Annotated in this window: 23 protein-coding genes and 1 pseudogene; 7 read left to right on the top strand and 17 right to left on the bottom strand. The window is 44.6% G+C overall.

Going from position 1 to position 25,217, the window contains the following annotated elements; translation table 11 throughout:
• Nucleotides 1-18 precede the first annotated feature (18 nt).
• Nucleotides 19-1,719, top strand: coding sequence for a methyl-accepting chemotaxis protein (locus BFW96_RS03995; RefSeq protein ID WP_069838722.1), 1,701 nt, complete (start codon nucleotides 19-21; stop codon nucleotides 1,717-1,719).
• A 39-nt stretch (nucleotides 1,720-1,758) separates the two neighbouring features.
• On the opposite strand, the gene opuBD is transcribed toward BFW96_RS03995, so the two are convergent.
• From opuBD to opuBA, 4 genes are read right to left on the bottom strand one after another with little or no spacing between them, the layout of a single operon-like run.
• Nucleotides 1,759-2,439 carry a choline ABC transporter permease OpuBD gene (gene opuBD / locus BFW96_RS03990; RefSeq protein ID WP_040081801.1) on the bottom strand — a complete coding sequence of 227 codons (681 nt, stop codon included), beginning with the start codon at nucleotides 2,437-2,439 and terminating at the stop codon, nucleotides 1,759-1,761.
• A gap of 16 nt (nucleotides 2,440-2,455) precedes the next feature.
• On the bottom strand, nucleotides 2,456-3,376 hold the full coding sequence (opuBC, locus tag BFW96_RS03985; RefSeq protein WP_069838721.1) for a choline ABC transporter substrate-binding lipoprotein OpuBC: 921 nt from the start codon (nucleotides 3,374-3,376) through the stop codon (nucleotides 2,456-2,458).
• A gap of 11 nt (nucleotides 3,377-3,387) precedes the next feature.
• Nucleotides 3,388-4,041, bottom strand: coding sequence for a choline ABC transporter permease OpuBB (opuBB, locus tag BFW96_RS03980; RefSeq protein ID WP_069838720.1), 654 nt, complete (start codon nucleotides 4,039-4,041; stop codon nucleotides 3,388-3,390).
• A gap of 14 nt (nucleotides 4,042-4,055) precedes the next feature.
• Complete coding sequence (gene opuBA, locus BFW96_RS03975; protein WP_040081797.1) at nucleotides 4,056-5,201, bottom strand: choline ABC transporter ATP-binding protein OpuBA; 1,146 nt, start codon at nucleotides 5,199-5,201, stop codon at nucleotides 4,056-4,058.
• 283 nt (nucleotides 5,202-5,484) lie between these two features.
• Between opuBA and BFW96_RS03970 the strand changes: the two genes are divergently transcribed.
• Nucleotides 5,485-6,018: a GbsR/MarR family transcriptional regulator gene (locus BFW96_RS03970; protein WP_003243347.1), complete on the top strand. Its 534-nt coding sequence runs from the start codon at nucleotides 5,485-5,487 to the stop codon at nucleotides 6,016-6,018.
• Nucleotides 6,019-6,049: 31 nt separating this feature from the next.
• On the opposite strand, the gene opuCD is transcribed toward BFW96_RS03970, so the two are convergent.
• The 4 genes from opuCD to opuCA form a co-directional block, all read right to left on the bottom strand.
• A complete protein-coding gene (gene opuCD, locus BFW96_RS03965) occupies nucleotides 6,050-6,718 on the bottom strand; it encodes a glycine betaine/carnitine/choline/choline sulfate ABC transporter permease OpuCD (RefSeq protein ID WP_069838719.1) in 669 nt (222 codons plus the stop codon).
• A 17-nt stretch (nucleotides 6,719-6,735) separates the two neighbouring features.
• On the bottom strand, nucleotides 6,736-7,602 hold the full coding sequence (gene opuCC / locus BFW96_RS03960; protein ID WP_083252805.1) for an osmoprotectant ABC transporter substrate-binding lipoprotein OpuCC: 867 nt from the start codon (nucleotides 7,600-7,602) through the stop codon (nucleotides 6,736-6,738).
• Between the two features lie 64 nt (nucleotides 7,603-7,666).
• Nucleotides 7,667-8,320, bottom strand: a complete 654-nt coding sequence (opuCB, locus tag BFW96_RS03955) for a glycine betaine/carnitine/choline/choline sulfate ABC transporter permease OpuCB (RefSeq protein WP_003228349.1) — start codon at nucleotides 8,318-8,320, stop codon at nucleotides 7,667-7,669.
• 22 nt (nucleotides 8,321-8,342) lie between these two features.
• Nucleotides 8,343-9,485: an osmoprotectant ABC transporter ATP-binding protein OpuCA gene (gene opuCA, locus BFW96_RS03950; RefSeq protein ID WP_069838717.1), complete on the bottom strand. Its 1,143-nt coding sequence runs from the start codon at nucleotides 9,483-9,485 to the stop codon at nucleotides 8,343-8,345.
• 263 nt (nucleotides 9,486-9,748) lie between these two features.
• Between opuCA and opcR the strand changes: the two genes are divergently transcribed.
• Nucleotides 9,749-10,306, top strand: coding sequence for an opuC operon transcriptional regulator OpcR (opcR, locus tag BFW96_RS03945; protein ID WP_069838716.1), 558 nt, complete (start codon nucleotides 9,749-9,751; stop codon nucleotides 10,304-10,306).
• 18 nt (nucleotides 10,307-10,324) lie between these two features.
• Here opcR and BFW96_RS03940 read toward each other — a convergent pair whose 3' ends face one another.
• Entirely contained in the window at nucleotides 10,325-10,960 is a 636-nt protein-coding gene (locus BFW96_RS03940) for an NAAT family transporter (RefSeq protein ID WP_083252790.1), read from the bottom strand.
• Nucleotides 10,961-11,056: 96 nt separating this feature from the next.
• Between BFW96_RS03940 and BFW96_RS22060 the strand changes: the two are divergent.
• Both BFW96_RS22060 and BFW96_RS03935 read left to right on the top strand, forming a co-directional pair.
• A pseudogene (locus BFW96_RS22060) lies at nucleotides 11,057-11,335 on the top strand (YvbH-like oligomerization domain-containing protein); the annotation flags it as partial.
• Between the two features lie 132 nt (nucleotides 11,336-11,467).
• Nucleotides 11,468-12,166 (top strand): zinc ribbon domain-containing protein, encoded by a 699-nt coding sequence (locus tag BFW96_RS03935; RefSeq protein WP_069838714.1) that lies wholly within the window; start codon nucleotides 11,468-11,470, stop codon nucleotides 12,164-12,166.
• Nucleotides 12,167-12,201: 35 nt separating this feature from the next.
• Here BFW96_RS03935 and BFW96_RS03930 read toward each other — a convergent pair whose 3' ends face one another.
• Entirely contained in the window at nucleotides 12,202-14,019 is a 1,818-nt protein-coding gene (locus BFW96_RS03930) for a zinc ribbon domain-containing protein (protein WP_069838713.1), read from the bottom strand.
• Nucleotides 14,020-14,145: 126 nt separating this feature from the next.
• Between BFW96_RS03930 and BFW96_RS03925 the strand changes: the two genes are divergently transcribed.
• A complete protein-coding gene (locus tag BFW96_RS03925) occupies nucleotides 14,146-14,610 on the top strand; it encodes a GNAT family N-acetyltransferase (RefSeq protein WP_069838712.1) in 465 nt (154 codons plus the stop codon).
• 369 nt (nucleotides 14,611-14,979) lie between these two features.
• On the opposite strand, the gene eno is transcribed toward BFW96_RS03925, so the two are convergent.
• From eno to araE, 7 genes are all read right to left on the bottom strand, one after another.
• Nucleotides 14,980-16,272, bottom strand: coding sequence for a phosphopyruvate hydratase (gene eno / locus BFW96_RS03920; protein ID WP_003151625.1), 1,293 nt, complete (start codon nucleotides 16,270-16,272; stop codon nucleotides 14,980-14,982).
• Nucleotides 16,273-16,301: 29 nt separating this feature from the next.
• On the bottom strand, nucleotides 16,302-17,837 hold the full coding sequence (gene gpmI, locus BFW96_RS03915; RefSeq protein WP_069838711.1) for a 2,3-bisphosphoglycerate-independent phosphoglycerate mutase: 1,536 nt from the start codon (nucleotides 17,835-17,837) through the stop codon (nucleotides 16,302-16,304).
• Nucleotides 17,830-18,591, bottom strand: coding sequence for a triose-phosphate isomerase (gene tpiA / locus BFW96_RS03910; RefSeq protein ID WP_069838710.1), 762 nt, complete (start codon nucleotides 18,589-18,591; stop codon nucleotides 17,830-17,832). Before tpiA ends, gpmI begins: the two co-directional genes overlap by 8 nt.
• A gap of 30 nt (nucleotides 18,592-18,621) precedes the next feature.
• Nucleotides 18,622-19,806, bottom strand: a complete 1,185-nt coding sequence (locus BFW96_RS03905; protein ID WP_040081789.1) for a phosphoglycerate kinase — start codon at nucleotides 19,804-19,806, stop codon at nucleotides 18,622-18,624.
• A 317-nt stretch (nucleotides 19,807-20,123) separates the two neighbouring features.
• On the bottom strand, nucleotides 20,124-21,131 hold the full coding sequence (gene gap / locus BFW96_RS03895) for a type I glyceraldehyde-3-phosphate dehydrogenase (RefSeq protein ID WP_003219957.1): 1,008 nt from the start codon (nucleotides 21,129-21,131) through the stop codon (nucleotides 20,124-20,126).
• A 46-nt stretch (nucleotides 21,132-21,177) separates the two neighbouring features.
• On the bottom strand, nucleotides 21,178-22,200 hold the full coding sequence (cggR, locus tag BFW96_RS03890; protein ID WP_014665418.1) for a gapA transcriptional regulator CggR: 1,023 nt from the start codon (nucleotides 22,198-22,200) through the stop codon (nucleotides 21,178-21,180).
• 297 nt (nucleotides 22,201-22,497) lie between these two features.
• Nucleotides 22,498-23,892, bottom strand: coding sequence for an arabinose-proton symporter AraE (gene araE, locus BFW96_RS03885; protein ID WP_069838709.1), 1,395 nt, complete (start codon nucleotides 23,890-23,892; stop codon nucleotides 22,498-22,500).
• A gap of 204 nt (nucleotides 23,893-24,096) precedes the next feature.
• On the opposite strand from araE, the gene araR reads away from it, so the two are divergent.
• Nucleotides 24,097-25,185: an arabinose utilization transcriptional regulator AraR gene (araR, locus tag BFW96_RS03880; protein ID WP_069838708.1), complete on the top strand. Its 1,089-nt coding sequence runs from the start codon at nucleotides 24,097-24,099 to the stop codon at nucleotides 25,183-25,185.
• The last annotated feature ends 32 nt before the right edge of the window (nucleotides 25,186-25,217 follow it).

Below are 25,217 nucleotides of genomic sequence, written 5' to 3'. Positions count from 1 at the left end.
TTTAAAGGAGACCACTATATGCGACTGACGATTTCCCGCAAATTCAGCCTGGTATTTTTGACACTGATCCTGATCAATTTACTTGTAGGCGGAATAGGCGTTCTTAATATGCAGCATATCATTCAAAAAACAGATGAAATCAACACGAAATGGATTGACGGCATCAAAGGAATCACTTCAATTAATTATGTAACCGAGCACCTGTCTTCTAAAGAAAAGGACTTTCTGATTTATACAGACAAAAGCAAGATGGATACACTTGATCAAGAAATGAATCAAATCATGGAAGACATTAACCAAAAGCTTGCTAACTACGAAAAAACGATCTCCACTGATAAAGAGCAGAAACTGTTCGAGCAGCTTCAAACTGAAGTGAACACCTATATGGATATTCATGCGCAAATTATCGAAAGCGGCCGCACAAATGACATGGACAAAGCAAGAGGTTTATTGGTCCAAACTGAGGCCAGCTTTGAGGATATGAAAAAAACAATCACCCAGCTTGTTGACTACAATAAAGAAGGCAGCAACACAGCAGTAAAAGAAACGAAGGCCGTCTATCAAAAAGGGCTCATTTATACTGCTCTGCTAGTGGCAGCTTCGATCATCGTCAGCATTTTCATCTGGCTTTATATCGCGCGAAACATTGTAAAGCCTATCATTCGCATGAAGGAGTCTGCCAATCATATTGCCGAGGGAGACCTATCGAACGACATGGAGCCGCTCAACTCAAAAGACGAGCTGGGCGACCTGAATGAAGCGCTGCAAAAAATGGTAGGGAATCTGAGAGATATTGTCGGATATTCTAAAGACATCTCAAGCCGGGTTCTTTCTTCTTCACAGGTGCTTGCTACCGCAACGAATGAAACAAGATCCGGCAGCAAACATATTACTGAAACGATGAACGAAATGGCTGAGGGCTCTGAACAGCAGGCCCAAGACGCTGTAACAATTGCCGAATCGATGAATGAGTTTACCGAAAGCATTGATAAAGCCTATAATCACGGCATTACAATCAGCGATACGTCTCAAAACGTTCTCGAACTCGCGGTAAGCGGAAACGAAAATATGGATACGTCATTACAGCAAATGAAAACCATCCACCATATCGTTCAAGAAGCCGTGCATAAAGTGAGATCACTTGAACAGCATTCTCAGGATATCAACAAGCTCGTTCAGGTCATCAACGGGATTGCCGAGCAAACGAATTTGCTGTCCCTTAACGCCGCGATTGAAGCTGCCCGCGCAGGAGAAAGCGGCAAAGGCTTCGCCGTTGTGGCTGATGAAGTCAGAAAGCTGGCTGACGGCGTTTCTGATTCCGTGCAGGACATTACCCGGATTGTAAACGGGACACAGCAGGAAATTCACTCCGTTATTAAGTACTTGGAAAGCAGCTTTACAGAAGTCGAAAAAGGAACGGAAAACCTGACAGACACCGGACAGGCTATGCAGCATATCAAACAATCTGTCACTCATGTTGCTGACAGCATTAAGGAAGTTACGGATGGCCTGAAGCAGTTAACAAACCAATCGATTACCATCAATCAATCGATTGAAAATATCGCTTCTGTATCCGAAGAGTCGGCCGCCGGTATTGAAGAAACATTTTCAATTACCGAGCAATCCGCCCATTCGATGGATCAAGTGCTTCAAAATGCTGAGGAGTTGGAGCGGCTGGCGAAGGAGCTTAATGCAAAGATGGAGCAGTTTGCAATTTAAATAGAAAAAAGAGGCTGGACTCCAGCCTCTTTTTCTATTCTATGCAGCTGATTGAACGTGTTTGGCTCTTGTTCTTTTTTTCTTCACCGGACTTAATGCCCGCTCCAGCCAGGCCATGAGCAAATCGGCTGCCACCGCCATCACCGCAGTCGGTATCGCCCCGGCTAGAATAATCGCAGTTCCGTTTGTCGCGTTCGATCCGCGGACGATCATGTCCCCAAGGCCTCCGGCGCCGACAAATGTGCCGATTGCTGTAATCCCGATTGCAATGACGAGAGCCGTGCGAAGGCCCGCCATGATGACAGAAAGCGCGAGCGGGAGCTCAACCATTCTGAGCACTTGGAATTTCGTCATGCCCATTGCTTTTCCCGATTCTAGGTAGGCATGCTCAATGCTGACAATCCCTGTGTACGTGTTTCGGATAATCGGAAGCAGGGAATACAGAAATAATGATACAATTACGGTATTTGCGCCTAGCCCCATAACAAGCATCAAGACGGCCAGCATAGCGAGCGCGGGGATTGTTTGAATAACGTTTGTTACGGCGAACACCCAGGCTGACAAACGGCGAAAATGCGCGATGAGGATTCCCGCCGGAACCCCGACGACAGCGGCAAACAAAACACCGTAAGCCGACATAAGAAAGTGGCGGCCAAATTCACCCATGACGTAGCTGCCATTCTGCGCGTAATACGTCATTAACTGTTCAAGCACGTTCATTGACCCCTTCCCCCTTTCACGATTCGAAGTAGTGATGTTTTTCTAAATATTCCTTGGCAACGACAGACGGTTCCTTTAGATTGCCGTCGACTTCATAGTTAAGCGCCTGCATCGTGGCTGTGTCGATTTTTCCGATCATTTTCTTGATGATGCCTTCAAGCTCAGGATGTTCTTTGAGCACCTTTTCCGGAACAACCGGAGAGCAGTCGTACGGCGGGAAAAATTGTTTATCGTCCTTCAGCATTTTGAGACCATAGGACTTGATTCTTCCATCGGTTGAATACGCAAGCACAATGTCCATTTTTCCGCTTTTCACCGCATCGTACACAAGGCCGATCTGCATTGGATACGTGCCTCCGAATGTCATGCCGTAGGTTTTCGTAAAATCCTGATAGCCGTTTCCTTTGAGCTTCATCCAATAGTTATCGACGCCAAGTTTTAATTGCGGCGCCCATTTTTTAACGTCTGATACGGTCTCTAAATGGTATTGGTCGGCCAGCTCCTTGCTGACTGTAAAGGCATATGTATTATCAAACCCGTAGGAGTCATACCACTTTAAATCATATCTTTTTTTAAACTCCCGCTGAGTAAGCGCCAGCGCTTTGTCCGGGTCTTTTTCCGGTTGCATTCTCAACGTTCCTGTCAGCGCGTCTCCCGTATATCTTGTGGCTGCAATGTCGATTTCCCCGTTCATTAAAGCCTGCTGCTGCACCGCGTTGGAGCCAAGATTTTTAATTGTTGTTGTTTTGAGATCAGTATGGTGTTCGATCAACTGGCCAAGCATGCTGGCGATGATTTCTGATTCGCTCATGCTTTGCGCGCCGATTTTAATGGTCTGGTCTGGAGCGGCGCTGAGACCAGGAAGCGAACAGCCGCTCAACGTCAATGTTGCCGCAAGTGCTAAACCAATCATTAATGTAAGATATTTTCTTTTCATAAGCCGCCTCCTTATGACACTTCCTTCAACCTTTGCATGCCGGCAGGTGTCAGTTTTCGTTCAGCCACTGCCAGCACATAATCAATCACAATCGCCAATATTGTGACGGGAACCGCGCCCCCGATGATATATTCCGGCTGATATAAATTCAATCCGATAAAAATGTAATCACCCAATCCGCCGCCTCCGATAAAAGAAGCAAGCGTGGCCCAGCCGATTAAGTAAATCGTCGATGTTCTAATTCCCGCCATGATCACTGGCGCGGCAAGCGGCAGCTCCACCAAGCGGACTTGTTCAGCCGGTGTCATTCCGATGCCTTTGCCAGACTCGAGCAAATTTTTGTTGACGCCGCGAATGCCGGTATACGTGTTGCGCAGTATCGGCAATACGGAATAGAAAAACAAAGCCACAATGGCTGGAACCTTCCCTACACCAAGGAGCGGGATAAAAAAGGCAAGGATAGCCAGACTCGGCAGCGTCTGAATGATATTCACAATGCCGATAATGGTGCCGGCTCCTTTTTTCATTCTGGTCAGCACAATGCCTAGGGGGACGGCAACCAGCACGCCTAAGATAACAGCAATGAGCGATATCGTAATATGCTCGTATGTTTTATAAAGAAGCTCGCCCCCGTTGGTTTGCAAAAATTGAACAATATGATGCATGACTTATCCCCTCCCTATGACAATACCGCGAGCTGCTTTTCTTCTCCCCAGAGGGAGTCATACACGATATCGACCAGACTTGCTCTCGTCACAATTCCGATTAAACGTCGGTTTTCATCCACAACAGGGACATATTTGACACCCCGTTTTAAAATTTTGCGGACCGTGTCGCGCAGCAATGTCCCGCCCAATACTGTGTATAGATCTTCATGTAAAACCTCTCCTACGAGATTGGCCTTTTTCCGGCATTGATCAATGATTTCAACATCGACATAACCTTGCAGAACGTGGTCGTCATCGACGACAAGCAATGAATCTACCCGTTCCTGCCTCATTAGCTGAATGGCCTCAGAAAGCGTTTTATCCGCGGTGATCGTTACAGGCTGAGTATTCATAATCTGGTCAACCCGTTCAACATCCGGGCTGGATGACTGAATCAGTCGCTCCTTGCCGATAAATTCCTCAACAAATTCGTCTGCCGGATTTCTCAAAATGTCATCGGGCGTTCCAATTTGAACGATTTCTCCCGCTTTTAAAATCACAATCCGGTCTGCCAGCTTAATCGCTTCATCCATATCGTGGGTAACAAATACGATGGTTTTATGTAAGGTTTTTTGCAGTTTTTTAAATTCTTCCTGAAGGGAATCCCTCGTAATCGGGTCGAGTGCCCCGAACGGTTCATCCATTAAGATAAGCGGCGGCTCCGCGGCAAGTGCCCGTAATACACCAATTCGCTGCTGCTGCCCCCCGCTTAATTCATGAGGGTAACGGTCTAAATATTCTGGCCCCATATCGACCAATTTTAAAAGCTCACGCGCCCGCTCTTTCCGTTGCTGCTCCGGCCATTTCAGCAGTTTTGGGACGAGTGAGATATTCTGCTGAATGGTCATATGGGGAAACAGGCCGATTTGCTGAATCACATAGCCAATTTTGCGCCTGAGCTCTACAGGATCCTGTTCCATAATGTTTTCGCCGTCAATGAAAATCTTCCCGGCGGAAGGCTCAATTAATCGGTTAATCATTTTCATCGTTGTCGTTTTTCCGCAGCCGCTCGGCCCGATAAAACAGATAAATTCGCCTTTTGCAATCTTAAGATTCACGTTGTTCACGGCTTTTTTGCCGCCCTTATATGTTTTCGAGACATTTTCTAATGTCAGCAAACATCGCACCTCCAAAATTAAATTTATTCAATTTGTTCAGTTTAAATTTAATTTTTCAGACAATTGAATGCTTCCCATTATAGATTAAAGTTTATAAAATAAAAAGTTTACAATTTGTTCATATTATTTATAAAGTATGTGTAAACGCTGATTTACCCGCATTGACGTGTGTTGATCTCCTTATTGCTCCAATTTCCTGCCAAATTCTCTTTTGACAGCATTTTCGCCGTATCAAAAATGTGGTATATTGACATCGGAATTGTTAGCTGAAAGGATGAAACCGTTGGAGAAAGATCCGTTAACGATCATTGAACAAGCCGAGGACCATTTTATAGAAAGAATTGCGGAAAACATGCATGCATTTGGAATGCCCTCTACCGTCGGACGTGTGCTGGGCATTATTTATATGAATCGAAAACCGATGACGCTTACCGAATTATCTGAGGCCACCGGCATGAGCAAAACACGCATGAGCCAAGTAGTGCGGGAAATGCTTGATGCCAATATCGCCGAGAAGGTGTTCGAAAAGGGCGTCCGAAAAGATTTATATGAGGTTGAACAGGATTACTATCAAACGTTTATCACGCTGTTTTCAGCCACCTGGAGCAAAGTCGTCAGCAAAAACAAAATGATGCATAAAAAACTCAATCGGGAGCTGCTTAGCGTGTTGGATGAAGAGCTTACTCCTGAAGCGGAAGAAAAAGTGAATGAACTGCTGAAGGAATTAAAGGAATGGCTCGATTATTATAATTGGCTCAGCCGTTTGATTGAGTTTTTTGAGAGCGAAGACATTTTTAAATATGTGCCGAAGCCGTAAAAAACGCCCTGTTATTACAAGGCGTTTTTTCTTATGCAGCACTGGCCAGGTTTTTCTTCTTTTTAATCGGGCTTAACGCTCGTTCAAGCCAGCCCATGACCAAATCGGCAATCACCGCCATCAAAGCTGTGGGGATTGCTCCAGCTAATATAATCGCGGTTCCGTTTGTGGCATTTGATCCCCTGACGATGATGTCCCCAAGACCGCCTGCACCGACAAATGTCCCGATGGCCGTAATGCCGATGGCAATGACAAGCGCAGTGCGCAGGCCGGCCATTATGACAGAAAGCGCAAGCGGAAGCTCGACCATCCGCAGCACTTGAAATTTTGTCATCCCCATTGCTTTTCCGGCTTCAAGATAAGCATGTTCAATGCTGATAATCCCTGTATACGTATTTCTGATAATCGGCAGAAGAGAATACAGAAATAATGACAATATCACCGTATTAGCGCCAAGCCCCATGACAAGCATCAGCACGGCGAGCATGGCGAGAGCCGGGATCGTCTGAATGACGTTCGTGACCGCAAAAACCCATCCGCTTAATCTTCTGTATCTGGCTATCAGGATGCCGAGCGGAATTCCAACAATGGCAGCAAATAAAACGCCGTACACCGACATCAGAAAATGGCGGTAAAACTCCTGCAGCACGTAACCGCCGTTTTGCGAATAGTAAGTGCCAAGCTGCTGTAGTACTTCCATATGATCCGCCTCTTTTCTTAGTCAAAATAATGATGTTTCTCTAAAAATTCCTTTGCTACGACAGACGGCTCCTTCAGCTTGCCATCCACCTCATAGTTCAGCTCCTGCATCGTTTCCGTATCGATTTGCCCAATCAGCTTATTGATCACACCCTCAAGCTCGGGATGCGTCTTAAGCACCTTTTCCGGAATCACCGGTGAACAGTCATACGGCGGGAAGAAACGCTTATCATCTTTTAAAATTTTCAAGTCATAGGCTTTAATCCGTCCATCCGTTGAATAAGCCAGAACGGCGTCCATTTTCCCGTTTTTGACTGCGTCATAGACTAGCCCGATCTGCATTGGATACGTTGTGCCGAACTCAAAGCCATATGTGCTGACAAAGCCTTTATACCCATCGCCTTTTCGTTTCAGCCAAGCATTGTCGACGCCTAATTTATATTGGGAGGCATTTTTCTTCAGGTCAGACACGGTGTTAATATGCTCCTTCTCCACAAACTTTTTTGTTACGGTGAAGGCATATGTGTTATCAAAGCCGTAGGAATCAAACCATTTATAAGAAAAGCGCTTTTGAAACTCGTTCTGCACAATGTTCAGCGCTTTTTTCGGATCTTTCTCCGCTTCCTTGCCCAGGGTGCTTGTTAAATCAGTTCCGGAATAGCGCGTGGCAGAAATATCAATGTCACCGCCCAGCATCGCTTGGTGCTGCACATAGTTTGACCCGAGGTTTTTCACTAAAGCGGTATTCAAATCTGTATCATGTTCAATAAGCTGCGCGATCATATTCGCTACAATTTCTGATTCAGTCATGCTTTGCGCCCCGATTTTGATCGTGTCGTCTGAAGCGCCGCCGAGTCCCGGCAGAGAACAGCCGCTTAGCAGCATGACAAAGCCGAGAGCGCACACGCCAAGCCATTTGATTTTTTTCGTTTTCAACAGTGCCAACTCCTTACGAAACTTCCTTCATCCCTTGCAAGCCTTTCGGCGTCACCTTTCGTTCTGTCACAGCCAGCACATAATCAATGATAATGGCCAGAATTGTGACAGGCACGGCACCGCCAATGATATATTCAGGCTGATATAGGTTCAGGCCGATAAAAATATAGTCCCCGAGGCCGCCTCCCCCGATAAACGACGCAAGTGTCGCCCAGCCGATTAGGTAGATCGTTGATGTGCGGATACCCGCCATGATGATGGGAATCGCCAGCGGGATTTCGACGAGCCGAATCTGTTCCCAGCCGGTCATGCCAATCCCTTTTCCCGATTCCAGCAGGTTTTTATTTACACCTTTAATGCCGGTATACGTATTGCGCAGGATCGGCAGCACCGAATAGAAAAATAAAGCGACAATCGCCGGCACCTTTCCTACGCCGAGAAGCGGAATAAAAAAGGCTAAAATCGCAAGACTCGGCAGGGTTTGCACAATGTTTACGAAACCGATAACCGCACCTGCGCCTTTTTTCATTCTGGTAAGAGCAACACCGAGCGGCACTGCAACGATAATGCCCAATACAACGGCTATGAGTGAAATATATAAATGCTCTCCTGTTTTATACAGCAGCTCTCCGCCGTTCGTTTGCAAAAAAGTCATCATTTGATTCATCTTAAAAGAGCTCCTCCCCTGGTCAGATCGTCATGAGCTGGTTTTCCTCGTCGCCCCATATGGAATCGTACACGATATCAACAAGGCTCGCTCTTGTCACAATCCCTGCTAAATGGTTTTGTTCATCGACGACCGGAACATACTTGATCCCCTGCTTCAAAATTTTTCGGACTGTATCGCGAAGTAGCGCCCCTTTTTGAACGGTATATATATCTGAGCGGTATACATCGCCAACGATGCTCGCTTTTTTGCGGTTTTGATCAATCATTTCCACATCAACATAGCCCTTCAGCACGTTTTGCCGGTCTACAACTAGCAGCGAGTCAACACGTTTTTCTCTCATCAGCTGAATCGCCTGAGAAAGCGTTTTGTCCGCAGATACCGTCACCGGCGTTCTGTTCATCATTTGCTCTACCCGCTCAATATCCGGTCTTGACTGAATCAGGCGTTCTTTCCCGATAAATTCTTCAACAAATTCATTTGCCGGGTTCCGGAGAATCTCATCAGGTGTGCCGACTTGAACGATTTCTCCCGCTTTTAAAATCACGATTCTGTCAGCAAGCTTAATCGCTTCGTCCATATCGTGGGTAACAAACACAATCGTTTTGTTTAGTGTTCTCTGCAGTTTTTTGAATTCTTCCTGAAGCGAATCACGCGTAATCGGATCAAGCGCTCCGAACGGTTCATCCATTAAAATGAGAGGGGGTTCCGCGGCAAGCGCGCGCAGCACGCCGATTCTTTGCTGCTGTCCGCCGCTGAGCTCATGGGGATAACGGTCTAAATACTCCGGACCCATATCCACAAGCTTTAACAGCTCTCGCGCCCGTTCTTTCCGTTTTTCCTCAGGCCATTTCAGCAGCTTTGGTACGAGTGAGATGTTCTGCTGGATGGTCATATGGGGGAACAAACCAATCTGCTGAATCACATAGCCGATTTTTCTCCTCAGCTCAACAGGATCCTGTTCCATAATATTTTCTCCGTCGATAAAGATCCTTCCAGACGATGGTTCTATCAGCCTGTTGATCATCTTCATCGTTGTCGTTTTTCCGCAGCCGCTCGGGCCGATAAAACAGATAAACTCGCCTTTGGCAATATCTAAATCAATGCTGTTCACAGCTTTTTTGCCGCCTTTATATACTTTTGACACTTGTTCCAAATTCAGCAATCCGTGCACCTCCGCAGGTTTCCATTAAATTTTCTGAAAAGTATAATCCTTATTATAGTTTGAACTTTGTAAAATAAAAAGTTTACAATGTGTTGAAATTATATGTTATTTATAGATTATTTATTGTTATGACCGAGACGGAAAGGGTGTTCTTACAATTACGCCGGATACCTCCCACTTCCTCTGCATTCAGCTATTTTCAACATCAGGAAGAAATATGATATATTGACACCATCAATTGCCATTTGAAGGGATGATCAGCTGTGAAAAAAACCGCTCTCGACATCATTGAACATGCTGAAGAGCATCTCATTGAGAAGATTGCCGAAAATATGCATACGTTTGGAATGCCTTCAACTGTCGGACGTGTGCTTGGAATTATTTATATGAATCGAAAACCGATGACCTTAAGCGAGCTCTCTGAGGCAACGGGCATGAGCAAAACACGGATGAGCCAGGTTGTCCGTGAAATGATCGATGCCAATATCGCCGAAAAGGTGTTTGAAAAAGGCGTACGAAAAGACCTTTATGACGTCGAGCAGGATTATTATCAAACCTTCATTTCTTTATTCGCGGCGAATTGGACAAAGGTCGTGAGCAAAAACAAAGTGCTTTATAAAAAATTAAACCGGGAGCTGACTGATCTTTTACAAAAGGACGGGCTCACCCCGGAAGCGGAAGAGAAGGTTAATCAGCTGCTGAATGAATTAAAAGAATGGCTTCATTACTATGACTGGCTGAGCAGGTTGATTGAATTTTTTGAGAGTGAGGAAATCTTTCAATATGTGCCGAAAACAAAAGAAAGCAGCTCTCTAAAATAAGGGAGCTGCTTTTTTGCATCATGAAGTTAAGACCGGAAACATGCCTTTCAGCCCGGCACCGATCATCCCGACCGCAACCACGGCTAAGATTAATCCCATCAGTCTGGTAATCACATTCATCTCGGTTTTTCCGAGTTTGCTGCTAATGAAAGCAGAATAGTGGAAAAAGAGAAAGGTCAGGGCAATCACTGCGGCTATGCCAATCATGACAGCGATATAATGACCAATGCCGCTATGACCGGCGGAAAGGCTCATCACTGTTGCAATCGTTCCGGGCCCAGCAATAATCGGAATGGATAAAGGCGTGACGGATATATCGGCTTTTTCCTTGCTTTCCTTATGTTCATCATGATGAAGAGATTGCACGTGTGATTCTTTCGCATTCAATAGATTATAGGCAATGCCGAAAATGAATATGCCGCCCGCCACTCGGAGCGCATGAATGTTGATATCAAACAGTTTAAAGATAAGATGGCCGAAAACCAAAAAAGCCGCCAAAATAAAAAAGGATAAAAGAGCCGCCTTCCGGGCAATCGCTTTTCTTTCCGCTGAAGTATAGCCTTCTGTCAGCGTCAGAAATATCGGTACGTTTCCGATCGGATTTGATACTGCGAATAAAGAAATGAAGACGTGAACGATGAATGAGAACATCATATACCTCCTTGTTGGTATTGTCTGCACAGGAAATAGAATTATTCTTCCCCCTTTTACCCGGAGGTGATTTCCCGGTAAACCTTTATAGTCTGTTAGAAACGCTACTCTTATTCGCAATATAAAATCTCTGACGTTTTTCTTGAATCTGCTGAAAAGTCGATTTGGATGTTGAAATTAAGTTTAAGCTGGGCGGTGAACAATTCGACATTGATGTCCACAGTGACGATTCTTCACCATGCCCGCCCTGAACACGTCAATATTGAAACGCAATATAAAGACTGACCGAATTCGGATTCACTTGGCTGACATCCGTTCGCTCGCAGTATCATATCAAGGATTTTTAGAGATGTATTTGAGAAATATATGAATAACTAGCATAAAAAAAGACACAGCTGCTATAAGGCTCGTGTCTTTTTTTGTATGAATATTGATTACTTTACAACTTTTTTCTTTTATAATAAAACTATTAGTCTATTTTCCCTATATTACAGGTAAAGGAGTTATTTTATGTATTGTCCTCAATGCGGCCATCAAACTGATGGCGGAAAGTTTTGTGAGAAATGCGGTTCGCCGCTCCCTGGTCAATCAGGCCAACAGCAGACATCTCAGACTGGAGCCGCTGCAAAACAAGCAGCAAAACAGTTCGGTTCATTTGTCCTGGCCGTCCTGAAACGCCCTTATCAGGAATGTAAAGCAACAGGCGGAGAGCAGTTGATCAGCGCGGTGATTACGCTGGTTCTTTTCAGTTTGCTGACCCCTTTGATGTTTTATATTCTTTTTTCAGACGGTCCCGGAAGCGTAAGCTTTACAGCAATCTTCTTAGAGCCAACCATTTATTTTATTTTATTTCTATTTGGCCTGCATGCATGCATTTTTTTCGCCCTGAAAATCGCGGGGAACCAAGTGTCTTTTAAAGATTCATTCTCAAGATTCGGAGCGTTTCTCATTCCGTTTACGGCTATTTTGATTCTTGCCCTTTTCTTCTTTTTATTACATACAGACATTTGCTTTACTATATTAGCCGTTGGTTTAATCGGTGCATTCTTCGCCATTCCTCCTGCGATGCTGAGCAGTTACCAGCATTCATATAAAGGGAAGATTGACGTCATTTACTCAACGATTGTGATTTATCTGATCATCTGCGTCACATTTCAGCTTATTATCGAACACTATGTCAAAGAGATTTTCCGTTATATGCTCTTTTAAAAACAACCCCATCACCTGCTGGCGATGGGGTTCTTTTATTGAATAGACGTTAAGTATATTCTTCCGTTCTTTACTACGCCGGTATAAGTCCAATTATATGTTCTGAGCTTTGGACTGCCGCCTGATTTTGTGATATAGAATTCCTCATACGTCTTAATCGTGATAGCTGAACCATTTTGGCTCCAGCTTTTCACTTCATAGTTATTAAAGTCTTCTGTTGTCCCCTCTTTATTTAATTTCGCCACAAGATGCTGCTGGTCGGAATAAAGGGAGCTGCCTTTCTCAAGGCTGTCTTCCATTAGTGAGAAATTATTTTGATTGACGGCATCTGCCTGACTTTGCAGATAACTGCCCATAAATAATGTCACTTGTTCATCTGTAACATCGCCGCTTGCAGAGTTTCCACTGTCTTTGTTTTTCGAACCAGCCCAAGCCGATGTGTATGTCTCTGGTTTATCATTTTTGATTTTCTTTATATTTGTGCCTGCAGATTCGAATGTTGATTCTGCATCTTCAAAAATCCACTTTTTCTGTTTTTTATCATATGAAAGAAGATATTCATAACTCGGACTGTCATCAGTCATTTCAGATTTTGAATAGTCGCTATACGAAGAAGACTGGTGAAATTCTTTTCCTGTTACCGATACCTGCCACGTCCCGTCGTTTTTCTGAGAGAGGGCAAATGTGTCCAGGTCAAAATCAGTTTCCAAGTATCTATCTTTTAAGTATGAGTCCGTATTTTTCATAGAATCAACGGTATCCTTCGTCTCTGCCTTCCATTTGGCACTCGCCTCTGTCATCTGGGCTGTATTCCCATCGGATAGCGCTTTGGAGTATTGTTTTGTTGTTTTGACAATTGTGTTCATAATCTGTTCCTGTGTATTTTGATCAGGAATTAATGTTAACTCCATTTCTTTATGTTCGATGGGAACGCCGGCTGTTTTTGTTTTTCCCCACGGAAATTCTGCCTCGACTGAAGCTGTCATTGATCCATCTGTCAGCAGCGGGCCGTATGTTACGGATTTGAATGGATCTTTATGAATCGACTTGCCGTTAATCAGCAAATCTCCCTTCCCGCTCTTAATGTCATCCGCTAAGCTGAATGTCACATCGTCTGCTTCCAATGAGAGGTCTACACGAAAGCTGTTATCGCCAACCGCCTGAATGTCTTCTTTTTTCACAAGATCGACGACATCGTTTTTCAGTTTGGCTGAGACTGTATATTCACCGGGAATGTACGGACCAAGGGTTTGTGCTTGATCGGCTTTCTTTACAGATCCGGCTTCCTCTTTATTGACATATAAATCGGTATTTTTATAATTGCTAGTTACTTCAAAATAAACAGGTGCTATCTTTAAGTCGTAATGATCAAATACCAGCAGGCTTTTCCCGTCTTTTTCCGTATATACGATGTCCTTCTGGGCTGCTTCATCACGCAGCGATGCAAAAAGTTCATCCTTTTTGTCTGGATGGTCCTTCAAATATGTAAGAAACGGTTTTACATTGTTTTTAGTGAGCTTCAGCTTGTCATTTACCGGTGTGAGAAGAGACGCGATTTGATCCTTGTCCTCATCATTTACGGCCTGCTCAAACTTGTCAATTAACCTATCCTTTGAAGTAAAGTACGCTCCGGTTTTATATGCGGCGAATAATATAACGCACGCTGCTGCAATGCTGCTCCATAAAATGATGGTTTTCTTAGGGATCGGTTTTCGCGGAGCCTGCCTCGTTTCGGCAGTGCTTGCTGTTTCTGGATCGGCCTGTTTACTGCTCCCTCCGATCGGGGTGCCGCATTCTTTACAAAACTTGGCCCCTTCATTATTCTTGGTACCGCAATTCTTGCAAAAAAACATGACTTTCCTCCTATTCTACTGAATTGATAACATTTACTACTTTTCATATTTTATAATAAAACAGAATGAAATTGGGAACGAATGAAAAAATTAAATGTCTATCAGACTAAAAAAGGTGGTAAGAATATGCAAAAGCTCAGGATCGAATTAAGAGAAGATACAAATGACGAATTATATGATCTATTGCTGCTCGCCGATCCGTCCAAAGACATTGTAGATGAATACCTTGAGAGGGGAGAATGTTACACGGCTTGGACCGATGATGAGCTTGCAGGTGTTTATGTGTTGCTAAAAACAAGGCCTCAAACGGTTGAAATTGTAAATATTGCCGTAAAAGAATCTCTTCAGAAGAAGGGCTTTGGCAAACAGCTTGTACTTGACGCCATCGAAAAGGCGAAGGAGCTGGGGGCGGACACAATTGAAATCGGCACGGGGAATTCAAGCATTCATCAGCTTTCTCTCTATCAAAAATGCGGATTCCGCCTTCAGGCAATCGACCATGATTTCTTTATCAGACACTATGATGAAGAGATTTTTGAAAACGGGATTCAATGCCGCGATATGGTGAGGCTTTATTTGGATCTTTCATAAAAGAGCTGCCGAAATCGGCAGCTCTTTTCTATAGAAATAAAAAAAACTGATGGCTTTTTTCCCGGTATCCCGCTGCATTCCATGTCTCACTGATATGATAAAAAAGCCAGCATGAGAGTCAGACCAACAGACAGATATAATCAGCATCCATAAACACTAGAAGGCCTGTGTAAACAGCTGCTGAAAGAGGTACTACAATCAGAAAAAATAAAAGTGACAAAATTCTTCCGAAGTATTCAGTCGGGACGTCTTTAAAAAACTCAAAACTGTTTGTACATCAACATAGGAAATAGACAGGAGGAGAATAAAAGCTGGGGCTAGGAAAGTTTGCAAAAAAAACCGCCGAGACTTAACTCGGCGGTCTTTTTATTACTTGTTTAAGTTGTAGAAAGAGTTGATACCGTGGTATTGAGCAGTTTCAGCCAACTGATCTTCGATGCGAAGAAGCTGGTTGTATTTCGCAACACGGTCCGTACGGGACGGAGCACCTGTTTTGATTTGTCCTGCGTTTGTTGCCACAGCGATGTCAGCGATTGTGCTGTCTTCAGTTTCACCAGAACGGTGAGAGATAACAGCTGTGTAGCCTGCGCGTTTCGCCATTTCGATTGCATCGAATGTTTCAGTCAATGTACCGATTTGGTTTACTTTGATCAGGATAGAGTTGCCTACGCCGTTTTTAATACCTTCAGCAAGTTTTTTCGTGTTTGTAACGAAGAGGTCGTCACCAACAAGCTGAACTTTTTTGCCAAGACGCTCAGTAAGAAGCTTATGGCCTTCCCAGTCGTTTTCGTCAAGTCCGTCTTCGATAGAGATGATTGGGTATTTAGAAACCATTTCTTCGTACCAGTCAACCATTTCAGCAGATGTTTTCACAACGCCTTCGCCAGACAGATGGTATTTGCCGTCTTCTTTGTTGTAGAACTCAGAAGATGCAGCATCCATTGCAAGTTTCACTTCTTCGCCAGGTTTGAAGCCGGCTTTTTCAATTGCTTCAACGATTGTTTGAAGCGCTTCTTCGTTAGAACCAAGGTTTGGAGCGAATCCGCCTTCATCACCTACAGCTGTGTTCATTCCTTTAGCAGAAAGAACTGATTTCAGGCTGTGGAAGATTTGAGCGCCCATGCGAAGTGCTTCACGGAAGTTAGGAGCACCTACAGGCATGATCATGAATTCTTGAATATCCACGTTGTTATCAGCATGCTCTCCGCCGTTTACGATGTTCATCATCGGTACAGGAAGAGTTTTTGAGTTGAATCCTCCAAGGTATTGGTAAAGAGGAATCTGTAAGAAATCAGCAGCAGCACGCGCACAAGCCATAGATACGCCAAGGATTGCGTTCGCACCAAGTTTGCCTTTGTTTTCAGTACCGTCAAGCTCGATTAAAAGCTGATCGATTGCGTTTTGTTCAGTTACATCAAAGCCAAGAAGCTCTGGAGCAATGATTTCGTTTACGTTGTTAACAGCTGTTAACACGCCTTTTCCAAGGTAACGGTCTTTGTCGCCGTCACGAAGCTCAACCGCTTCGTATTCACCTGTAGAAGCTCCGCTTGGCACTAAAGCGCGGCCGAAAGCTCCTGTTTCTGTATATACTTCAACTTCAACTGTTGGGTTGCCGCGGGAGTCTAATACTTCGCGTGCATAAACATCAACAATGTATGGCATGAGTTTTGTCTCTCCTTTTGATTTTCAAATTATTTTTGAATTAAAGATGTTCCTGTCATTTCTTTCGGTTTTTCAACACCGAGAAGGTCTAATAACGTTGGTGCAAGGTCTCCTAGGATTCCGCCTTCACGCAGCGTAACGCCTTCTTTCGTTACAATCACAGGGACTGGGTTTGTTGTATGCGCAGTGTGCGGTTCGCCTGATTCTGTAATCAGAATGTCAGCATTACCGTGATCAGCGGTAATGATGGCGTGTCCGCCTTTAGCGAGAATCGCGTCAACGACTTCGCCTAAGCATTCGTCCACTGCTTCAATTGCTTTAATTGTTGGTTCAACCATTCCGGAGTGGCCGACCATATCAGGGTTTGCGAAGTTCAGAATGATCGCGTCATGCTTGTCAGCTTCAATTTCTTTGACAAGCGCGTCTTTCACTCCATACGCACTCATTTCAGGCTTCAAGTCATACGTTGCAACTTTAGGCGAGTTAATGAGAATACGCTCTTCACCCGGGAATTCAGCTTCACGGCCGCCGCTCATAAAGAACGTGACGTGCGGATACTTTTCAGTCTCTGCAATTCGAAGCTGTTTTAATCCGTGCTGAGATAATACTTCTCCGACTGTGTTATCAAGATTTATCGGTTTAAACGCTACATAGCCGTCAACTGTTTCACTAAAGTGAGTCAGGCAGACGAAATACAGGTTCTTTGGATAATTCTCGCCGCGGTCGAATTCACGGAAGTCTTTGTTTGTGAACGTGTTGGAAATCTGGATGGCGCGGTCCGGTCTGAAATTATAGAAAATCACAGAATCGCCGTCTTCGATTTTCGCAACAGGCTCACCGTTTTCTTTTGTGATGACAGATGGAATAACGAATTCATCGTGGATTCCATTCGCATATGAATCATCAACAACATCCAGTGCGCTGCGGTATGTCGGGCCTTCGCCGTATGCCATTGCACGATACGCTTTTTCTACACGGTCCCAGCGTTTGTCGCGGTCCATAGAGTAGTAACGTCCGGAAATACTGGCGATTTCACCCACACCGATTTCCTTGATTTGATCGTTCAACTGGTTGATGTACGTTTTCGCTGTCTGCGGACCTACATCACGGCCGTCAAGGAAGCCATGGATATAAACCTTTGTCAGCCCTTCTTTTTTCGCAAGCTTTAACAGTGCGAATAAATGGTTGATATGGCTGTGCACGCCTCCGTCAGATAAAAGACCGAACAGGTGCAAGGCTTTGTTGTTTTCTTTCGCGTTGCTGATCGCGTCAAGGAATGTTTGATTGCGTTCGAACTCTCCTTCACGAATGGCAACATTTACGCGTGTTAAGCTTTGGTACACAATACGTCCCGCACCGATATTTAAGTGACCTACTTCGGAGTTCCCCATTTGCCCTTCAGGAAGACCTACAGCCTCGCCTGAAGCAGTCAATGTTTGATGAGGATACTGGTTCCAATAGCGGTCAAAATTCGGTTTTTTCGCTAAAGCGACAGCGTTCCCTACTGTTTCGTTACGTAATCCGAACCCATCAAGAATGATGAGTGCAGCTGGTTTTTTACTCATATTGACCTTCCTCCAATAATTGAACGAATGACTGTGGCTCAAGGCTCGCGCCGCCGACCAAAGCACCGTCAATATCGGACTCTGCCATATATTCTTTAATGTTTGCAGGCTTTACGCTTCCGCCATATTGGATGCGAAGCTTGTCTGCAGCTTCTTGGCTGAAGCTTTCAGCGACGGTTTTACGGATATGCGCACACACGTCATTCGCATCTTTCGCTGTAGAAGATTTGCCTGTTCCGATTGCCCAGATTGGCTCATACGCAATAACAGAAGCAGCAACTTGTTCTTCAGAAAGACCAGCAAGGCCTTTTTTCACTTGGTCAGCAACAAGATCATTTGTTTTGCCGGCTTCACGCTCTTCAAGCGTTTCACCTACACAGATGATCGGCACAATGCCGTGTTTGAAAGCTGCGTGTGCTTTTTTGTTAACTGTTTCATCAGTTTCAGCGAACATTTCACGGCGCTCAGAGTGGCCGATGACGCAGTAGTCAACGCCAAGGTCTTTCAGAGCAACCGGGCTGATTTCGCCTGTGAACGCGCCGCTTTCTTCGAAGTGCATGTTTTGAGCGCCGACTTTTAGGTCAGTGCCTTTAACAGCAGAAGCAAGCTTTTCTAAGAAAAGTGCTGGCGCGCAAACAATAGCTTCAGCTTTGTCTGCTGCTGGAATGGAAGATTTCACTTCTTCAACGAAGCTGACAGCTTCGCCGAGTGTTTTGTTCATTTTCCAGTTACCGGCGATAATTGGTTTTCTCATCTGTTCCACTTCCTTATAGCAGTTTTGAGATTATTTATCGTTCAGTGCAGCTACCCCTGGAAGCTCTTTGCCTTCCATAAACTCAAGGGATGCGCCGCCGCCTGTTGAGATGTGGCTCATTTTGTCAGCAAGGCCGAATTTTTCAACCGCTGCCGCAGAGTCTCCTCCGCCGATGACAGAGTATGTATCTTTCGCCTCTGCCAATGCTTCCGCAACCGCTTTTGTTCCTTGAGCGAACAAGTCGATTTCGAATACGCCCATCGGTCCGTTCCACACTACAAGTTTGCTGTTTTTGATGACGTCAGCATACGTTTCGCGTGTTTTCGTACCAATGTCGATTGCTTCTAAATCACTAGGGATTTCAGAGATCGGCACAATTTTCACGTTTGCATCGTTAGAGAAATCATCTGCAACGAGTACATCTTCAGGCATGTAGAAGTTAACGCCTTTTTCTTTAGCGCGGTCCATAAATGATTTCGCAAGCTCGATTTTATCTTCTTCAAGAAGAGATTTACCGACTTCATAGCCAAGCGCTTTTACGAAAGTATAAGCAAGACCTCCGCCGATGATCAGGTTGTCTACTTTATCAAGAAGACTTTCGATGACACCGATTTTGTCTTTTACTTTCGCTCCGCCGATGATCGCCGTGAACGGGCGGTCAGGGTTAGAAACCGCTTTTCCGAGTACGTCAAGCTCTTTTTCCATTAAGAAACCTGCAACTGCTGGCAGATGCTCGGCAATTCCAGCTGTAGATGCGTGAGCACGGTGGGCAGCACCGAATGCGTCATTTACATATACATCTGCAAGCTCAGCAAATGCTTTTGCAAGCTCAGGATCATTTTTCTCTTCACCAGGGTAGAAACGTACGTTTTCCAATACAAGAACGTCTCCGTCCTTCATCTCGGAAATTTGTGCTTTTACAGCATCGCCGTAAGCTTCATCCGCTTTTTTCACTTCTTTGCCAAGCAGTTCGCCGAGACGTGCAGCGACAGGAGTTAAACGAAGCTCCTCAACCACTTCGCCTTTCGGGCGGCCTAAGTGGCTCGCAAGAAGGACTTTTGCACCTTGTTCTGCAAGGTGTTTGATTGTTGGAAGCGCAGCACGGATACGTGTATCGTCTGTTACTTCCCCGTCTTTCATTGGAACGTTAAAGTCGACGCGGCAGAATACAACTTTGCCTTTTACGTCGATGTCTTTGAGAGTTTTCTTATTCATGCCTAGGAGATCCTCCTTCAAAATGGTTTGCATACAGCACGAAAAACGTGAAACCGTCTGGTCAAGCGATAACGCCGCTAGGGCAGATCGCAGTCTTTTTTCGGCACAGGGCAGTTCGTCTAAAAGCCAGGGCAGCGGCCTTAGGCGAAAGCGCCGGCAAAGCTGCTAAAAACGCGGTCGTTTCTCTTTCACAGAGCGTTTTCTGAAAGCCGGTCTTCATGGAAAAAGGGAAAGGGAGTCCGTCCCCTTCCCTTGTCCGCTTTCATTATAGCGCTTCTATTCAAAAGAACCAAGTCAGGTCCTTTTTCAGCTATAAATTAAAGACCTTTTTTTGCGATGTAAGCTGCAAGGTCAACAACGCGGTTAGAGTAGCCGCTTTCGTTATCGTACCAAGAGATTACTTTTACCATGCTGCCTTCCATAACCATTGTAGAAAGAGCATCGATTGTAGAAGAGTTTTTGTTTCCGTTGTAGTCGCCAGAAACTAATGGCTCTTCGCTGTAGCCAAGGATTCCTTTAAGGTCGCCTTCAGCTGCTTCTTTAAGAGCTGCATTTACTTCTTCAGCTGTTACTTCTTGGTTCAGTTCAGCAACCAAGTCAACTAGAGAAACGTTTGGAGTTGGAACACGCATTGCTCCGCCGTTCAGTTTGCCTTTTAGTTCAGGAAGAACTAGAGAAACTGCTTTAGCAGCACCAGTTGATGTTGGGATGATGTTTTCAGCTGCTGCACGCGCACGACGGTAGTCTTTGTGCGGAAGATCAAGGATTTGCTGATCGTTTGTGTAAGAGTGAACAGTTGTCATCATACCGCGTTTGATGCCGAATTTATCGTTAAGTACTTTTGCAAACGGCGCAAGGCAGTTTGTTGTGCAAGATGCGTTAGAGATAACATCGTGGTTAGCCGCATCGTATTTATCTTCGTTAACACCCATAACGATTGTGATATCTTCTTCGTTAGCAGGAGCAGAGATGATTACTTTTTTCGCGCCAGCTTCTAAGTGTTTCGCAGCGTCTGCGCGTTTTGTGAAGAAACCAGTAGATTCAACTACGATTTCAACGCCTTGTTTGCCCCAGCTAAGTTTAGCAGGATCGCGTTCTGCAGAAACTTCAATTGTTTTGCCGTTAACAACAAGGTTGTTACCGTCAACTGAAACTTCAGCGTCTAATTTTCCGTGTACAGAATCATATTGTAAAAGGTGAGCCAGCATGTTAGCATCTGTTAAATCGTTAACCGCTACTACCTCAACTTCAGGATTGTTTAATGCTGCGCGGAATACGTTACGTCCAATACGACCAAAACCGTTAATACCGACTTTTACTGCCATGATTGTTTCCTCCTTTAAATAAGTGAGAGATATTTATATTGAGGGATTATTCATCCCTTAATAACTTCTTTGCGGCTCCTTCGTCTGTGACGAGAACCGTGTTGCGCGGCTTTTTAAAGTAAGCCTCGATCGCCTCGGCTTTTGATGATCCGCCCGCTACCGCAATAATATCGGGAATGGCGTCTATGTCATCCAGCTGCATTCCGACAGAATGCACTTTGTGGACCACTTCGCCGTCCGCATTAAAATAGTAGCCAAACGCTTCTGTCACCGCGTCGTTATCATCTATTTTCTTTAAGTCTTCTAAAGGCGTGTTTCTGCGCTGAGCCATAGTTTTAGCTTCGCCGATTCCGTGAACCAGCATACTCGCTGATTTAATGGTGTTCAGCACCTCTTTGACAGAAGGCTCTTCAATAATAGATGAATAGGCGCCTTGTGACAGCTGTCCCGGAACAAACAAAAGCCGGTAAGTGCCTGAAGCCTTCTCCGCCATATGCGCGCATATGGTGTTCGCCTGGTTTTTCACGTCTTCGCCTAAACCGCCTCTTGCAGGCACAAACAAAAGCTCGCGGTTTTTAGAATCCGGCGTCATCATTTCGGCGACAGCTTCAATTGTCGTACCGCCAGTTACAGCGACGATATTTTTGCCTGAAAATCTTTTTTTCATACATGCGACAGCCGCTCTACCCATTTCTTTTTTGACCCATGGAGAGTGATCGCTGTCTCCGGATACGATAATGACATCCTTTAGATTTAAACGTTCTTTTAATGTCTTTTCCAAAAGCGTCAAACCTAAAACATCTTTCATTGTATCTTCCAGAACAGAAAGCAGTTCATAGCCCTCTTCTGTCAATGTCATGCCGTTTGTCTTAATATCGACCAGGTTCTGTTCCTTTAAAAACTGAACCTCGCCCCTCAGCACACGCTCGCTGATTTCGAGACTGGCAGACAGGCTTCTTCGCCCGATGGGTTCTGTCAGCCTGATATACTGCAAGATTTCAAACCTCTTTTGCATAACGAGCAGAAGATCAGGCAATAATTTTTTTTGAGCTTGTATTAACTGGTTCATGACTCAAACGTTCCTTCCTTTTTTGCTGGACATTATATGTCCCGCTATGACAAAAAACGTCCCATCATAGCCAAAAAAAATCATTTCTGCTTTCTTTAATTATTTTAACAGGGTGGAATTGTTTATTCAACTGTTAAGAGCCAATTCATCGACAATATTCGCAGAGTTTTCATGCCGCGGCGTTTTAACTAGCACTATTTTTTCCTATATATCTTTATCTTATACAGAAATCGCCAAATGGTGCATCCCAATATAAACAGCCCTTCCCATAGAAAGGGCTGTACTTTTAAAGCGTTTTCATTTTATCCAGAGCTTTTCAATTTCTTCAAGCGATTTGTTCTTCGTTTCCGGACAGATTGTTACGACAAACAGGAAGCAAAGGATGTTAATCACCGCGAAGATCCAGAATGTATAGGCGAGTCCGAACGAATCGATCATCATTGGCACAAACTGTCCAATCGCCCAGTTTGCTCCCCATAAAAAGATGGTCGCAATGCCCGCAGCCCGCGCACGCAGATGGTTCGGGAAGATTTCAGAAATCATAATCCATGTGATCGGTCCAACCGAGACACAGAAAGCAGCGACAAAACCTAATATAAGGATGATCATCATGATCCCGCTTGTTAATTCAAAATAAAACGACGTCCCGATTAAAATCATAAAAATAGCCATAAAAGCAGAACCGATGGACATCAGTTTTTTCCGTCCGACTTTATCAATCAGCAACACCGCAATAACGGTAAAGATGACTTCTACAACTCCAACGATACAAGTCGTCACGAATCCGGCGTTTTGCCCGAATCCCATCATTTTAAAGATTTCCGGCCCATAGTAAGTAATGGCGTTCATGCCGATGACTTGGTTAAACAGCGCCAGCAGGATTCCAATGACAAGCGCCTTTCTGAGACCCGGCTTAAACAGCTGGGAGAGCGACCCCATTTGTTCTATTTTTAAAGAGTTCTCAATGTTCTTTAATTCTTCTTTTGCAACAGTTTCTCCATTAATACGTGTCAGAATCTTTAAAGCTTCGCTTGTTTTGCCCGCTTTCGCCAGCCATCTCGGACTTTCCGGGACGACGAGCAGGACAAGGAAAAAGATGACGGACGGCACCATTCCATAAGCAAGCATCCATCTCCAGCCGGTGTGCACGCCCCATTCGTATGTTCCGGACCGCTGCACAGCCAGATTAATAAAGTATGTTGCGGAAATACCCAGGATCGTAAAGAGCTGATATAAGGATGATAAACTTCCGCGTATGGCGGGCGGCGCCGCTTCTGTAATGTACGTAACAGAAAGCGATGAGCCCATCCCGATTCCCAGGCCCCCGATAATCCTTGCAATGATCAAAGTGGACACGTCTTGAGAAAGCGCTGAAACGATTGCTGATATCGCAAATAACAAAGCGGCTGTCATTAAAATTTTTCTCCGGCCGAATCTGTCACTTAAAAATCCGGATATCCCGACGCCCACAACTCCTCCAATCATAATGCTTGAAATGACAAGTCCCTCCATAAACGGACTCAGGCTGTATAAATCTTTCAGAAAACCGATGGCGCCAGAAATCACTGCCGTGTCATAGCCATACAATAAGCCGCCAAGCCCCGCCGCGCATGAGATTAAAATGACAAATCCCATTGAATGGCTTCTTGTTACAGGAACATTTGGTTCTAATTGAGTTGGAGTATTCTTCATTTCCCTGCCCTCCCGAAATGTTGAGTAAAGCGTTTTCATTTCAATCTGCAATTGTACGTACTTATATTAAAATTTAACGAAAATTACATTTAATTAGTACGTACAAATATAGAATAATCTTGTTTGCATTTTCTGTCAATGTTTTCTTACAAAGAACGCTGTGATATACTGAAATTTGTCCGTATACATTTTGGAGGAATGGATATGTTACCAAAATACGCGCAAGTAAAAGAAGAAATTAGTTCATGGATTAATCAAGGCAAAATACTGCCCGATCAAAAAATCCCTACCGAAAACGAATTAATGCAGCAATTCGGCGTCAGCCGGCATACCATTCGCAAAGCGATCGGAGACCTCGTATCACAAGGTCTGCTGTACAGCGTGCAAGGCGGAGGCACCTTTGTCGCTTCACGCTCTGCGAAGTCAGCGCTGCATTCCAATAAAACGATCGGTGTTTTGACAACCTACATATCAGACTATATTTTCCCGAGCATTATTAGAGGAATCGAGTCCTATTTAAGCGAGCAGGGATACTCTATGCTTTTGACAAGCACAAACAACAACCCGGACAATGAAAGAAGAGGCTTAGAAAACCTGCTGTCACAGCATATTGACGGACTCATCGTAGAACCGACAAAAAGCGCCCTGCAAACCCCAAACATCGGCTACTATCTGAACTTGGAGAAAAACGGCATTCCCTTTGCGATGATTAACGCGTCATATGCCGAGCTTGCCGCACCGAGTTTTACCTTGGATGATGTGAAAGGCGGCATGATGGCGGCTGAGCATTTGCTTTCTCTCGGCCACACGCACATGATGGGTATTTTCAAAGCTGATGACACACAAGGCGTGAAACGGATGAACGGATTTATACAGGCACACCGGGAGCGTGATTTGTTCCCCTCTCCAGATATGATTGTGACATTTACAACGGAAGAAAAAGAATCAAAACTTCTGGAGAAAGTGAAGGCCACACTGGAGAAAAACAGCAAGCATATGCCGACAGCCATTCTTTGTTATAACGATGAAATTGCGCTGAAGGTGATTGATATGCTGCGGGAGATGGATCTAAAAGTGCCGGAGGATATGTCTATCGTCGGGTATGATGATTCACATTTCGCCCAAATCTCCGAAGTGAAACTAACCTCTGTCAAGCACCCGAAATCCGTGCTCGGTAAAGCGGCGGCGAAATATGTGATTGACTCCCTTGAGCATAAAAAGCCAAAGCAAGAGGATGTTATATTTGAGCCTGAGTTGATCATTCGCCAGTCCGCACGAAAACTGAATGAATAAAAAAAGCAATGTATGGGTCTCCCCGCTACATT

Origin of the sequence: Bacillus sp. F56 (genome assembly GCF_001748205.1) — a bacterium.
Lineage (GTDB): Bacteria > Bacillota > Bacilli > Bacillales > Bacillaceae > Bacillus > Bacillus stercoris.
The sequence above is the reverse complement of the archived record's forward strand: the minus strand, read 5'-3'. Positions and strand labels throughout refer to the sequence as shown.